Annotated in this window: 9 protein-coding genes and 1 other RNA gene; 1 reads left to right on the forward strand and 9 read right to left on the reverse strand. The window is 60.3% G+C overall.

Annotated features, from left to right (window positions below):
* Positions 1-27: 27 nt before the first annotated feature.
* The 4 genes from recR to dnaX all read right to left on the reverse strand — a co-directional run bounded on the left by recR (position 28) and on the right by dnaX (position 4461).
* Positions 28-630: a recombination mediator RecR gene (recR, locus tag GIW69_RS03270; RefSeq protein ID WP_236480695.1), complete on the reverse strand. Its 603-nt coding sequence runs from the start codon at positions 628-630 to the stop codon at positions 28-30.
* Between the two features lie 66 nt (positions 631-696).
* Positions 697-1731, reverse strand: a complete 1035-nt coding sequence (gene curA, locus GIW69_RS03275; RefSeq protein WP_236480696.1) for an NADPH-dependent curcumin/dihydrocurcumin reductase — start codon at positions 1729-1731, stop codon at positions 697-699.
* 258 nt (positions 1732-1989) lie between these two features.
* Positions 1990-2328 carry a YbaB/EbfC family nucleoid-associated protein gene (locus GIW69_RS03280; protein ID WP_236480697.1) on the reverse strand — a complete coding sequence of 113 codons (339 nt, stop codon included), beginning with the start codon at positions 2326-2328 and terminating at the stop codon, positions 1990-1992.
* A 66-nt stretch (positions 2329-2394) separates the two neighbouring features.
* On the reverse strand, positions 2395-4461 hold the full coding sequence (dnaX, locus tag GIW69_RS03285; RefSeq protein ID WP_236480698.1) for a DNA polymerase III subunit gamma/tau: 2067 nt from the start codon (positions 4459-4461) through the stop codon (positions 2395-2397).
* 144 nt (positions 4462-4605) lie between these two features.
* Here dnaX and GIW69_RS03290 point away from each other — a divergent pair, with 144 nt between their 5' ends.
* Positions 4606-5355: a transporter substrate-binding domain-containing protein gene (locus tag GIW69_RS03290; protein ID WP_236480699.1), complete on the forward strand. Its 750-nt coding sequence runs from the start codon at positions 4606-4608 to the stop codon at positions 5353-5355.
* 116 nt (positions 5356-5471) lie between these two features.
* Here the strand turns inward: GIW69_RS03290 and ffs are convergent.
* The 5 genes from ffs to smc form a co-directional block, all read right to left on the reverse strand.
* Positions 5472-5568, reverse strand: an RNA gene (gene ffs / locus GIW69_RS03295) — signal recognition particle sRNA small type.
* Positions 5569-5715: 147 nt separating this feature from the next.
* A complete protein-coding gene (locus tag GIW69_RS03300) occupies positions 5716-6879 on the reverse strand; it encodes a putative zinc-binding metallopeptidase (protein WP_236480700.1) in 1164 nt (387 codons plus the stop codon).
* Between the two features lie 86 nt (positions 6880-6965).
* On the reverse strand, positions 6966-9326 hold the full coding sequence (gene ligA, locus GIW69_RS03305; protein WP_236480701.1) for an NAD-dependent DNA ligase LigA: 2361 nt from the start codon (positions 9324-9326) through the stop codon (positions 6966-6968).
* Between the two features lie 126 nt (positions 9327-9452).
* Entirely contained in the window at positions 9453-10319 is an 867-nt protein-coding gene (gene zipA / locus GIW69_RS03310) for a cell division protein ZipA (RefSeq protein ID WP_236480702.1), read from the reverse strand.
* 224 nt (positions 10320-10543) lie between these two features.
* Entirely contained in the window at positions 10544-14032 is a 3489-nt protein-coding gene (smc, locus tag GIW69_RS03315; RefSeq protein WP_236480703.1) for a chromosome segregation protein SMC, read from the reverse strand.
* Positions 14033-14034 lie beyond the last annotated feature (2 nt).

Below are 14034 nucleotides of genomic sequence, written 5' to 3' on the forward strand. Positions count from 1 at the left end.
ATGGCGTCAGATCAGACACCCGCTAATTTACAAGGCTATCGGTTTACGCCCGGCAAACGAATGCGCCAGCGTACCGCCGTCGACCAACTCCAGCTCGCCACCCAACGGCACGCCATGGGCGATGCGCGAGGCGATCAAGCCTTTGTGTTGCAGGAGCTGGGCGATGTAATGCGCGGTAGCTTCGCCTTCAACTGTGGGATTTGTGGCGAGGATAACCTCAGCGAATGTGCCCGCTTCTTCGATCCGTGCCATTAACTGCGGAATGCCAATGGCCTCCGGGCCGAGGCCGTCGAGCGGCGACAAATGGCCCTTGAGCACAAAGTAACGGCCTCGGAAACCGGTCTGCTCGACCGCATAAACGTCCATCGGCCCCTCGACCACGCACAGCAGCGTGTCGTCACGGCGAGTGTCAGCGCATTGCGGGCACAGATCGTCTTCGGTCAGCGTGCGGCACTGGCGGCAGTGACCGACCCCTTCCATGGCCTGACCCAACGCCTGAGCCAGCCGCGTGCCGCCGCTGCGGTCACGTTCAAGTAACTGCAACGCCATGCGCTGGGCAGTTTTTTGACCCACGCCCGGCAGAATTCGCAAGGCGTCGATCAGTTGGCGAATCAAAGGGCTGAAGCTCATGGGGAAAAAATCCGACAAAACAACGAGACGCGGTTTATACCCGCGCCTCCGGTCAGCGTCAAATACTCAGTCCTGCGCGACCCGCACCACCAGTTTGCCGAAATTGCGCCCTTCCAGCAGACCGATAAATGCCTCAGGCGCTGCTTCAAGGCCCTCGACCACGTCCTCGCGGAATTTCACTTTGCCATCGCGCACCCACGGCACCATGGCGCTGATGAATTCCGGCTGACGGTCGCCGTAATCATCAAAGACGATGAAGCCCTGAATGCGCACGCGTTTGGTCAACAGTGTGCGTTGCAGCGCAGGCAATCGATCCGGGCCTTTCGGCGCTTCGTGAGCGTTGTAACCGGCGATGAGGCCACACAGCGGGATCCGCGCCTTGGGGTTGAGCAGCGGCAACACCGCATCAAACACCGCACCACCGACGTTTTCGTAATAGATGTCGATGCCGTTGGGGCACGCCTTGGCCAGTTGTTCGGCGAAGTCGGGCGCCTTGTGATCGATGCAGGCGTCAAAGCCCAACTCATGCACCACGTATTTGCACTTTTCCTCGCCGCCAGCCACGCCCACTACACGCAGGCCTTTGATTTTCGCCACCTGACCGACCACCGAACCCACCGCACCCGACGCAGCGGCGACCACCAGGGTTTCCCCCTCCTTCGGCTGGCCGATGTCGGTCAGCCCCATGTACGCGGTCATGCCCGGCATGCCCAATACACCGAGGGCCATGGAAGGGCTCGGCAGCCCCGCCGGGATCGGAATGATGTTGCGCCCGTCGCTGATGCTGTGGCTCTGCCAGCCTGTGGCGCCAACCACCAGATCGCCCTTGTGGAATTTGGGATGCAGCGAACGCTCGACCCGGCTGACAGCGCCACCGGTCATCACTTCGCCGATTTGTACCGGATCGGCGTAGGACGGCGCGTCGCTCATGCGCCCGCGCATGTAGGGATCAAGCGACAGGTACAAGGTTTTCAACAACACTTCACCGTCCTGCAGATCCGGCAGCGCTTCGCGTTCCAGACGGAAGTTTTCCGGCGTCGGCGCGCCTGTCGGGCGGGATGCCAGCACGAAACGTTGGTTGAGGGTCAGGGGATCGGACATGACGGCGTCTCCTTGGAAATGAATTCTGCAGTATAGGGAGCAGACCTTGGTGGCGGTGTTGCGTTCGATGTTTGTTCAGGCAGACCGTGTCGACCTCATCGCTGGCAAGCCAGCTCCCACATGTTTCACCTAAATCCTTGTGGGAAATGGCTTGCCAGCGATGGCGGCATTACAGCCATCACAATTCTCTGCCTCAAACAAAAATGCCAGGCGCGATGCCTGGCATTTTGTGTAGCTCATCCGACGCGCAAAGGCGAATCAGAACGGCAATTTCATACCGGCCGGCAGGTTCATGCCGGCGGTCATGCCACCCATTTTTTCCTGGCTGGCGGCTTCGATCTTGCGCACAGCGTCGTTGACGGCGGCGGCAACCAGGTCTTCGATGACTTCACGGTCATCTTCGTCCAGGCCCGGCAACAGGGTTGGATCGATGCTGACGCGTTTGAGATCGTGACGACCGGTCATCACCACGGAGACCATATCGCCACCCGCTTTGCCGGTGACTTCGGCGTTGGCCAGTTCTTCCTGCATCTTGGCCATTTTTTCCTGCATCTGCTGTGCCTGCTTCATCAGGCCGGCCATGCCACCTTTCATCATGGGAATCACCTCAAAAGTACTTGGATCAAAACAGCGCCCGGCGATGAACGCCGGATGCCTCAATTATTAGCCCTGAGCGACCAGAGCGTCGACGGGTTCAATAGTATCGTGTCGCACCACCGCGCCGAACTGCTGAACCATCTGCTGGATGAACGGATCACCGTGGATTGACTCTTCCGCTTCACGCTGACGGTTGGCGCGTCGACGGGACGCGGCCTGGGCCGGGGTTTCCTGCTCGGGCTTAATCAGCTCGATGGTCAGACTGAGCGTGCGACCGTGAAACTGGTTCAGCGCATCGTTGAGACGACGCTGCTGCGTGGCGTTGAACAGTGCGCTGTGGGCCGGATCCAGATGCAGCAGCCATTGGTCGCCATCGACCGCGATCAGCGTGCAGTTGGCGGCGATGCTGCCGGTCATGCCGGAGATCGGCAGTTTCGGGAACAGCTCAAGCCATTGCAGGGCCAGACCGGTGGCCGGCATCGCGGCGGGTTCAGGTTCTGGTTCCGGCGCGGGTTCAGCGGTGTGCTCGCTGGCTAACTCGTCGAGGTAACTGTAGGCCGAATCCATGTCCGGCTCGATGTAATCCTCGTCCAGCGGCGGCTCGTCATCCATGTCCATGCCCGGGGTGGCGGCATCGACTTCGGCGACCGACGGCTCGGGAATCGGCGCGGCGGCCCACTCCGGTGCGTCCGGCACGACGCTGTCCGGGGTCGGCAGCGGCATCGGTGGCAATTCGGGTTGCTCGCCAGTGATTTCGAGCACCGGCTCGACGGCGGGCTGCTGCGGCGGCGCCGGTTCCACCGGGTCGTTCCACGGCAGATCGACAGTAACCTCAACGGCGACCGGCGCGGGCTCGGGCTCGGGAACCGGTTCCGGCTCAACCTTTACAACCGGCGCAGGTTCTGGAGCAGTCAGGGCAGGCGCAGGAGCAACGTCGACCGGCTCTACCGGCGCAGGCTTCGGCGTGGCAGCCACTGAATTTGCGGAATCAACTGTGGCCTGGCTGATCCCCACTGGCTTTAGCGGTTGCCTCGGGGCATCCGCCGTGTCGGCGGGCCGGAACGCAAGCATGCGCAGCAGCACCATTTCAAAACCACCCCGGGGATCCGGTGCCAGCGGCAAATCGCGGCGCCCGATCAGGCCCATCTGGTAATAGAACTGCACATCCTCCGCCGGCAACGCTTGGGCCAGCGCCAGCACCCGATCACGGTCGCCATGGCCATTGTCGACACCGTCCGGCAAGGCCTGAGCGATAGCGACACGGTGCAGCACGTTGAGGATTTCCGAGAGTACGCCGTTCCAGTCCGGGCCTTGTTCGGCCAGATGACGCACTGCTTCAAGCAATGCCTTGGCGTCGCCTTCGATCAGCGCGTGCAGCACGTCAAACACCTGACCGTGATCGAGGGTGCCAAGCATCGCCCGCACGTCGGCGGCCATGACCTTGCCTTCACCGAAGGCGATGGCCTGATCGGTCAGGCTCATGGCATCACGCATCGAACCGTCGGCAGCGCGGCCGAGCAACCACAGTGCGTCGTCTTCGAACGGCACGTTCTCGACGCCGAGAACGTGGGTCAAATGCTCGACCACCCGCTCCGGGGTCATGTTCTTCAGCGAGAACTGCAGGCAGCGCGACAAAATCGTTGCCGGAAGTTTCTGCGGGTCAGTGGTCGCCAGAATGAATTTGACGTAGGGCGGCGGTTCTTCGAGAGTTTTCAACAGCGCATTGAAAGAATGGCTGGACAGCATGTGCACTTCGTCGATCAGGTAGACCTTGAAGCGCCCACGGCTCGGGGCGTATTGCACGTTATCAAGCAGTTCGCGGGTGTCTTCGACCTTGGTGCGACTGGCGGCGTCGATTTCGATCAGGTCGACAAAGCGTCCCTCGTCAATCTCGCGGCACACCGAACACTCGCCGCACGGGCTTGAAGTGATACCTGTCTCACAGTTCAGGCATTTGGCAATGATCCGTGCAATGGTCGTTTTACCGACCCCGCGCGTACCGGTGAACAGGTAGGCATGGTGCAGCCGCTGGCTGTCCAAGGCATTGATCAGAGCCTTGAGCACATGGGTCTGGCCGACCATTTCGCGGAACGAGCGCGGACGCCATTTACGTGCAAGAACCTGATAACTCATCGAAAACCGTCGCCACTGGAAAGCAGAAGCGGCTAATGCTAGCGGAGCAACGGCAAAATTGCATCCGATGTCCTCGCCTAATCTGGCTAAGCTGCATGAGCGGGGGCTTTTATTGGCTCGGGATCAGGGATTACCGGAGCATTTATGCGTTTGGCCTTGGGGACATCATTGGCGATCAGCCTCAGCGCATTGGCATCCGAGCCACCGCTGCGCTTTGCCATGACCGACAGTTGGGCCATGCCGTTGGTGCAATACGAGCGCGGCCGACCGACCCAGGGCATCCTCCACGACATGATGCTCAGCCTCGCGACCCAGGTCGGCGCACCGGCGCAATTTCACCCCCTGCCCCGCGCCCGTGTGCAACCCGCCATGGAACACGGCGAAGTCGACGTGCGCTGCTATGCCGCGCAGTCATGGTTGCCGAACCAGTCCGGCGACTACATCTGGAGCATTCCGGTGTTTTTTCAGCGCGACCTACTCGTCAGCCGCCAAAATCCGCAAAAAAACGTCGACCCCGCCAGGCTGCCCCAACAATCCATCGGCACCGTGCTCGGTTACAGCTACCCGACCCTGCAACCGCTGTTCGATGCCGACCGACTGCGGCGTGAAGACGCGCGCAATCAGGAACAAGTGCTGGCAAAACTCCTGGCCGGGCGATATCGCTTTGCCGTCAGCAATCAATGGACGCTGGACTGGTTCAATCAACGACTGTTACCTGAGCAGCAGTTGCAAGGCGTGGCCGTTTTGCAGGAACAGAACGTCGGCTGCTACGTGAGAAATGACCCGAAAGTACCGGTGCAGCGGATTTTGCGCACGCTGTTGCGGATGAAAATGTCGGGGGAGATTGATGAAATCATCCGGCTTTACACCGGCCATACGGAAAACACCCCATAGCCCGGCGCCTACAAGGGACGTCGTTTACAGCCAGTTTCATGTCATTCGCCAAATCCCAGGCACAAAAAAACCGCAACTGGGCGATACCCATGCGGTTCGGTTCGTTAAGGTGGCGACCCCACCAGCCACACCCCGGCACACAATGTTCCCGCTGTGGCTGCTGCCTTCCGGCTCTGACCAGGTTCACAGGTAATCGTTGCGGGGGGACCGATGGAGTCACCATAACGACGCTTGCCTGTCGGCGAGCCGCGCCATTGTACCTGTCTGAGACGAAGTTACAACCGTTCGCTTCAGATTAAAAATATGAACGGCTTCAAGGACATGCGGTGCGCTGAAAAAGATCGCAGCTTGCGGCATCGCCTAAAGGGTCAGCACCTCGTCCGCCTTGCCGCCGGCTTGCTGGATCACCAGATGGATGAAGTGCAGTTTGGCGATGGCGGCTGGTGGCAGGATGAACGGGTAGAAATCCGGTTGGCCCATGCTGCGGGACAGTTCGTTGAGCATGCCGGCCAGTTCGATCCATGCATTGACGAATGACAAGAAAGCCGCCCCACCGGGATGCTCCGGGTCGTAGAGGGTGCTCGACGGAAACGGCTGATAGTCGAAATCCATTTCACGGGCACTCATGCCAAAGCCCAGTGCGGTGTCCACCGCGTCCATCATGTGCAGGTAATGCGCCCAGGTTTCCGCCCAGTCTTCCCATGGGTGCATGGTCGCGTAGGCACTGACGAAATGTTGCTGCCAGTCTGCCGGGGCACCTTGTTGGTAATGCCGATCCAGCGCCTCGGCATAACTCGCGCGTTCGTCGCCGAATAGATTGCGGAATGCGCCGAGCCACGGCCCATTGGCGATCAGCCGATCCCAGTAATAGTGGCCGACCTCGTGGCGAAAATGCCCGAGCAGCGTGCGATAGGGCTCATGCATCTGCGCGCGCACGCTTTCCCGGTGGGCGTCATCGGCTTCTTTGATGTCGAGGGTGATCAGGCCGTTGGCGTGGCCGGTCATGGGTGCATTGCCTTCCAGATCGACGCCGATGAAGTCGAAGGCCAGCCCGGTGTCTTCGTCGACGGTTTTCGGAATCACCGACAAGCCGAGGCTGACCAGTTGCGCCACCAGACGACGCTTGGCGACTTCCACTTTGCGCCAGCGTTCGGGGTTATGCGGATCGGACAGGTCGGGGATGGTGCGATTCAGGCTGCACGCCATGCATAGGCTGTCGTGAGCGTTGGCCGGCAACAGCCAGTTACAGGCGGCGGGGGAATCCAGGTTGGCGCAGCGGCGAAAGAGCCCGGCGTCGGGATCGGCATCGAGCGTCCACGTGCCCTCTTCCGCGCCCGGTTGCAGGGAGGTCAGGCGACTTTGTTCGGGTTGATAGCCGAGCGCCGCGCTGCAGGCCAGGCACTGGCTGTTGCGGAAGAACAACGACTGACCGCAGCGGCACGGCCAGACTTTGCTGTTGCGCGAGGATTCGCCCATGAACGGCGCGACGATGCGAGAACTGAGTTGCTCGAAGAAGCGGTACATGGCGACCTCTCTTTGGGACTGGCCAAGACTAGATCATCCTGACCACAACATCGTTCCCGCGCTTCGCTTGGGATAAATCAAAAGTCTTATTGAACAGAAACGCCGTGCCCCTTGAGGAATTCGATAAACGCCTCTTCGTCCATGACCTTCACGCCCAGCTCATTGGCCTTGGTCAGCTTCGAACCGGCGCCGGGCCCGGCGACCACGCAATGGGTCTTGGCCGACACCGACCCGGCCACTTTGGCGCCCAGGCTTTCCAGATGATCTTTGGCGACGTCCCGGCTCATCAGTTCGACCTTGCCGGTCAGCACCCAGGTTTCGCCGGACAGCGGCAGACCTTCGACGACTTTTTTCTCGCTCTGCCAGTGCATGCCGAAGTCACGCAGTTGCCTTTCGGCATTTTCGGCGAGCTGGCGATGCTCCGGTACGGCAAAAAACTCGCGAACCGATGTGGCCTGTTTCTCCGGCAATGCCTGGCGCATGTCCAGCCAGTCGGCATTCATGACGCCTTCCAGCGAACCGAACTTGTCTGCCAGCTTCTGCGCCCCGCCCGGACCGACCGAAGGAATGTGCAGCTTGTCGAGGAACCCGCCCAACGTGGTGCTGGCAGCAAACTCGGCGCCCAGATCGCCCTGATCCTGAATCTCCAGCCCATGGCCGAGCAGCTCGGTGATCACCTGCTGGTTATGCGCATCCTCAAAGAAGCTGTGAATCTCATGCGCCACTTCCAGCCCGACGTCCGGCAGGTAGGTCAACACTTGCGGCAGCGCCTGCTGAACGCGCTCCAGCGAACCGAGCGAGCGCGCCAACACCTTGGCCGTCTCCTCGCCGACGTCAGGAATGCCGAGGGCATAGATAAAGCGCGCCAGACTCGGCTTTTTGCTGTCGGCAATCGCCGCCAGCAGCTTGTTGCTCGACACCTCAGCAAAACCTTCCAGATCGACAATGTCATCGAACTTCAGCGCGTACAGATCCGCCGGAGAACTCACCAGGCCTTCATCGACCAGTTGCTCGACGCTTTTGTCGCCCAGGCCTTCGATGTCCATCGCACGACGGGAAACGAAGTGAATGATTGCCTGCTTCAACTGCGCACCACACGCCAGACGCCCGACGCAGCGATACACCGCGCCTTCGCTGATGGTCTCGCGCCCCTTGCTGCGCTTGACCAGTTGCGTGCGCTCGACATGCGAGCCGCAGACCGGACAGCTTTCCGGAATCTGCACGGGCCGCGCATCTTCAGGACGGCGCTCGGTGACCACTTGCACCACTTGCGGGATCACATCGCCAGCGCGACGGATGATCACAGTGTCGCCGATCATCAGGCCCAGACGCGCCACTTCGTCCATGTTGTGCAGCGTGGCGTTGGCCACGGTGACGCCGGCGACTTTCACCGGTTTTAGCCGCGCCACTGGCGTAACGGCGCCGGTTCGACCGACCTGGAATTCCACGTCGAGCAACTCGGTGAGCTCTTCCATGGCGGGGAATTTGTGTGCGATCGCCCAGCGCGGCTCGCGGGCGCGGAAGCCCAGTTCGCGCTGGTCGGCAATGCTGTTGACCTTGAACACCACGCCGTCAATTTCGTAGGGCAGCGAATTGCGGCGTTCGCCGATGTCGCGATAGTAATCCAGGCACTCGCCGATGCCTTTGGCGAGTTTCAATTCGTGGCTGATCGGCATGCCCCAAGCCTGGAGCTGCTTGAGATTGCCGATATGGGTATCGGCGATGTCGTGGGACACCTGGCCGATGCCGTAGCAGCAGAATTCCAGCGGACGGTTGGCGGTGATTTTGGAGTCGAGCTGACGCAAGCTGCCGGCAGCGGCGTTGCGCGGGTTGGCGAAGGTTTTGCCACCGAGTTCCAGTTGTGAGGCATTCAGGCGCTCGAAACCGGCCTTGGACATGAACACTTCGCCGCGCACTTCCAGGGTGGCCGGCCAGCCTTCGCCGTGCAACTTGAGCGGAATGTTGCGTACTGTCCGCACATTGACGCTGATGTCTTCGCCGGTGGTGCCGTCGCCACGCGTGGCGCCGCGCACGAGTATGCCGTCCAGATAAAGCAGGCTGACCGCCAGGCCATCGAGCTTCGGCTCGCAACTGTATTCCACCGCCTCGCCGTCACTGAACAGGTCGCCGACCGGTCGATCCAGACCTTCGCTCACCCGACGGTCGAACTCGCGCATGTCGTTTTCTTCGAAGGCGTTGCCGAGGCTCAGCATCGGAATTTCGTGACGCACCTGGGTGAACGCCGTCAGCGCTACGCTGCCGACACGCTGGGTCGGCGAGTCGCTGGTGATCAGCTCAGGATTGGCCGCTTCCAGTGCCTTGAGTTCGTGGAACAACCGGTCGTACTCGGCGTCCGGGATGCTCGGCTCGTCAAGGACGTGATAACGGTAATTGTGCTGATCCAGCTCAGCGCGCAATTCATGAATGCGGGTTTTGGCGGCGGTCATGGGTGTTCTCTCATAAAGCAAAAAGAGCAGCCTAGGCTGCTCTATCTCTAAATCATTGTAGGAGCCGAGCTTTCTCGCGATAGCATTTTTGAGATCGCATCGCGAGCAAGCTCGGCTCCTACGGGTTCAGCGCTTCTGGGTCAGGGCGCGGCGTTCGAATTCAACGATGCGCTGACGGTAGTGCTCAATGGTCTGCGCGGTCAGGACGCTGCGCTGGTCATCTTTCAATTCACCGTTCAGTTCCTGGGACAGCTTGCGTGCCGCCGCCACCATCACGTCAAAAGCCTGCTTCGGATGCCGCGGACCTGGCAGGCCGAGGAAGAAGCTCACCGCCGGCGTGCTGAAGTGATCAATGTCGTCCAGATCAAAAATACCCGGCTTCACAGCGTTGGCCATGGAGAACAGCACCTCGCCGTTACCGGCCATGCTTTCGTGACGGTGGAAAATGTCCATCTCGCCAAAACGCAGACCGCTTTCCAGAATGTTCTGCAATAACGCAGGACCTTTGAAACCAGCGGCATCGCGGCAGATCACGCTGATCACCAACACTTCTTCGGCCTGAGCCTGCTCTTTTTCGCTGGCCGCAGGCGAAACCTTGGTATCTGCAGCGAAATCATCACGGCTGTTGAAGCTTGGGCCGTTGTCCTGATCCAGGTCGAGATTCAAGTCACCTTGCGCGGGACCTGCGTTGCTGCGCTTGCCGCGCTTGGAACCGGACTCACGAGGCTCGCGCGCTTCGCGGGAAGACATGCTGACCGACGGCAAGTCATGCTCGTCCAGTTGCGGTTCCTTGTGATCGTCCTTGTCCAGCACGCGGGCCGGGCCCAACAGCTCGGCGCTGGTGTCCTCGTCCGGCAGATTGGACAGACTTCGATCAAGACGGAATTTCAGTTTTCCCTTGCCGCCGCGCATACGGCGCCAGCCATCGAAAAGAATACCGGCAATGACAATAATGCCGATGACGATCAGCCACTCGCGCAGACCGATTTCCATGTAATCCCGTGCCTCTATAAAAAATGCTGAAAAATAAGGGGTTTACATTGTGTAAACCGCTTTAAAACGTGGCGCCAACTCTATGTTCTGACAGGCGTTTTGCCCACGTATACGAAAAATTGACATTAAACTAGCACGATGGAGGCTTCGCAGCTACAGGCTTGAAGCGACAAGCGGCAAGCTGTTTTCTTGCAGCTCGTAGCTTATCGCTCGCTGCTGCGCCGCTAGGCGTCCACCATCGCCATCGCCTCCTCGACATCCACGGCCACCAGACGCGAACAACCCGGTTCATGCATCGTCACCCCCATCAGCTGATCGGCCATTTCCATGGCGATCTTGTTGTGGGTGATGTAGATGAACTGCACAGTCTGCGACATCTCTTTGACCAAGCGTGCGTAGCGTCCAACGTTAGCGTCATCCAGCGGTGCGTCAACCTCGTCGAGCATGCAGAACGGCGCCGGATTCAATTTGAAGATCGCAAAAACCAGGGCCAATGCGGTCAGGGCTTTTTCGCCGCCGGAGAGCAAATGGATGGTGCTGTTCTTCTTCCCGGGTGGCTGCGCCATGATCGTTACCCCTGTATCGAGTAGATCTTCGCCCGTCAGTTCCAAATACGCCCGGCCTCCACCGAAAACTTTTGGAAATAGTGCCTGTAAACCACCGTTGATCTGATCAAAGGTGTCTTTGAAGCGATTGCGCGTTTCCTTGTCGATTTTGCGGATCACGTTCTCGAGCGTCTCCAGCGCCTCCACCAGATCGTCGTTCTGTGCATCCAGATAACGTTTACGCTCCGATTGTTGCTGGTATTCATCGATGGCCGCGAGGTTGATTGCGCCAAGGCGTTGAATCCGCGCAGCGATACGTTCGAGTTCTTCCTCGGCTTCGCGTTCACTCGCTTCTGCAGTCAATGTGCCGAGCACGCCGTGCAAGTCGTAGCCGTCCTCAAGCAATTGATCCTGCAACGCCTTGCGGCGCACGGTCAGGGCTTGCCATTCCATGCGCTGCTGTTCGAGTTGACCACGGATCAATTGCGATTGCTGTTCGGCCTGGGTGCGGCGTTTTTCCGCTTCGCGCAGTTCGCGGTCGGCGTCTTCCAAAGCGATTTGCGCGGTCTTGAGCTCTTCGTCGACGCTCATGCGCTTATCGAGCAACTCTTCGAGTTTAAGACGCAACTCTTCCAGCGGCGCCTCGCCCTCTTCCAGGTTCAGGCTCAGTTGTTCGCGTTTCTCGGTCAGGCGCTCGGCCTGCATTTCCAGACGTTCCAGTGCCTGACGCGTCGAGTCGTGCTGGGCGCGCAACGAGCCAAGGCGCACCGCCAACTGATGAGCGTGATCCTTATGCTGGCGCGCTTCCTGACGCACCCGGTCAAGCCGCTCGCGCAGACTGTCGCGCTGGGCCAGAAGCAATTCGCGCTGCTCGGTATCCAGCGCCATCGCATCGAGCGCTTCCTGCAATTGCAGGCGCGCTTCGCCGATGTTTTCGTGTTCCAGTGCACGCTGTTCGCCGAGTTCGACAAGTTCTTCGTCGAGACGGGTACGGCGCAAGGTCAGTTGTTCAGCCTTGGCTTTGCCGGCGGACAACTGGGCTTTCAATTCGCCTTGCTGACGGGCTTCGTCTTGCAGCAATCGACGCAGATGTTCGCGACCGTTTTCCTGCTGACGCTGTTGCGCACGCAGGGTCTGCAAACGGGTTTCCATGGTCTCGACCGTGGCTTCGCGTTCTTCGCGCTCCAGTTGCAGATTGTGGATTTCCTGCCCGCGCGCCAGCACACCGCTTTCGGCTTCGCTGGCACGGCGCACCCGCAAAAAGTGCCGACCGACCCAGTAGCCATCGCGACTGATCAGACTTTGCCCGGCGCTCAATTGACCGCGCAAGGCCAGCGCCTGCTCAAGGCTGTCGACCGGTTTGACCTGACCGAGCCACGGCGCCAGATCGATCTGCGCCTCGACCTTGTCGAGCAAGCTGCCGGGCACCCGTGCGCCGTCGCTGGCCGGGCTGAGCAAACGCAAATCGCCCTGCTCGAAACCGGACAGATCGAAGCCCTCAAAATCATCCACCAGTACCGCTTGCAGGTCGGCGCCGAGCACGGTTTCCACCGCCAGCTCCCAACCCGCCTCGACCTTCAGGCCTTCGGCCAGTCGCGGGCGTTCGGCGAGATGTTGCTCGCGCAGCCATTCGGCGGTGCCGGTGCCCGGATCGAGTGCCGCTTGTTGCAACGCCTCCAATGACGCCAACCGACCATTGAGCCGCTGCAAATCGCCTTGTGCCTGCTGTTGCGCGGTCAATGCCTGCTGCAACTCCAGACGCAGTTGCTCAAGCTTTTCGACCTGGGCTTCTTCGCTGACCTGCAAATCTTCGAGCGTCGCTTCAGACTCGGCGAGTTGTTCACTGAGTTCCATGATCGCCGCGTCTTCCGGGTCGGCCGAGAGCAAAGCGCGCTCTTCGCCAAGACGTTTCTGCCGGTCGGCGAGACGCTCCATGCTGGTTTCCAGCTGCTGGATGCGCGATTGCTGCACCTCGGATTGGCGACGAGGCTCGGCGGCGGTCAGGTTGAACGTGTCCCACTGCTCCTGCCAGCCATGCATCATGGTTTCGGATTCTTCCAGCGCGGCTGCGGCTTCTTCGGCGGCGGCGCTGGTGATTTCCTGCTCGGGGGTGAGCAGATCCAGTTCTTCACCAAGGGTCAGCAACAGCGTGCGGTCGTGGCCGAGGTGAGATTCGGTTTCCAGACGCGCACGCTCGGCTTCTTTCAAGTCATCCTGCAACTGGCGCAAGCGCTGCTGGCCGTGCTGAATGCTCTGCTCGACCCGGGCAATGTCGCCGCCGACCGAATAAAAACGCCCCTGCACCAGATTGAAGCGTTCCGACAGGTCGTGGTGCCCGTCGCGCAGGCGTTCGATGGCGGCGTCGGCGTTGCGTTGCTCGGCCACCAGCGCTTCGAAGCTGATTTCCTGATTGCCGATGACGGCTTCGCGCTGGCCGACCTGATCGTTCAGATCCTGCCAGCGCAGCGCGGACAGTTGCGCCTTGAACTGGCGCTCCTCGGCTTTGAATTCCTGGTATTTCTTCGCCGCTTCGGCCTGGCGGTGCAAGCGTTCGAGCTGGCGTTCGAGCTCTTCGCGCAGGTCGGTCAGGCGGGCAAGGTTTTCGTGGGTACGACGAATACGATTCTCGGTCTCGCGCCGACGCTCTTTGTATTTGGAAATCCCCGCCGCTTCTTCAATAAAGTTGCGCAAGTCTTCGGGCTTGGACTCGATCAGTTTGGAGATCATCCCCTGCTCGATGATCGAGTAACTGCGCGGGCCAAGGCCGGTGCCGAGGAAGATGTCGGTGATGTCACGACGACGGCATTTGGTGCCGTTGAGGTAATACGTCGTCTGGCTGTCGCGGGTGACTTTACGGCGAATGGAAATTTCCGCGTAGGCCGCGTATTCGCCGAGCAAGGTGCCGTCGGAGTTGTCGAACACCAGCTCGATGCTCGCCTGGCTTACCGGTTTGCGGCTGGTCGAACCGTTGAAGATGACGTCGGTCATCGATTCGCCACGCAGGTTTTTCGCCGAACTTTCGCCCATCACCCAGCGCACGGCGTCGATGATGTTCGACTTGCCGCAACCGTTCGGCCCGACGACCGCCGCCATATTACTGGGGAAGTTCACCGTGGTCGGGTCGACAAAGGATTTGAATCCCGCCAGTTTGATGCACTTGAGCCGCACGC

The organism is Pseudomonas syringae (genome assembly GCF_021605415.1).
GTDB classification, from domain to species: domain Bacteria; phylum Pseudomonadota; class Gammaproteobacteria; order Pseudomonadales; family Pseudomonadaceae; genus Aquipseudomonas; species Aquipseudomonas syringae_S.

Bases quoted from the DNA above. Each gene is read 5' to 3' on its own strand.
- recR (WP_236480695.1), bottom strand. From the start codon at position 630: ATGAGCTTCAGCCCTTTGATTCGCCAACTGATCGACGCCTTGCGAATT.
- curA (WP_236480696.1), bottom strand. From the start codon at position 1,731: ATGTCCGATCCCCTGACCCTCAACCAACGTTTCGTGCTGGCATCCCGC.
- GIW69_RS03280 (WP_236480697.1), bottom strand. From the start codon at position 2,328: ATGATGAAAGGTGGCATGGCCGGCCTGATGAAGCAGGCACAGCAGATG.
- dnaX (WP_236480698.1), bottom strand. From the start codon at position 4,461: ATGAGTTATCAGGTTCTTGCACGTAAATGGCGTCCGCGCTCGTTCCGC.
- GIW69_RS03290 (WP_236480699.1), top strand. From the start codon at position 4,606: ATGCGTTTGGCCTTGGGGACATCATTGGCGATCAGCCTCAGCGCATTG.
- GIW69_RS03300 (WP_236480700.1), bottom strand. From the start codon at position 6,879: ATGTACCGCTTCTTCGAGCAACTCAGTTCTCGCATCGTCGCGCCGTTC.
- ligA (WP_236480701.1), bottom strand. From the start codon at position 9,326: ATGACCGCCGCCAAAACCCGCATTCATGAATTGCGCGCTGAGCTGGAT.
- zipA (WP_236480702.1), bottom strand. From the start codon at position 10,319: ATGGAAATCGGTCTGCGCGAGTGGCTGATCGTCATCGGCATTATTGTC.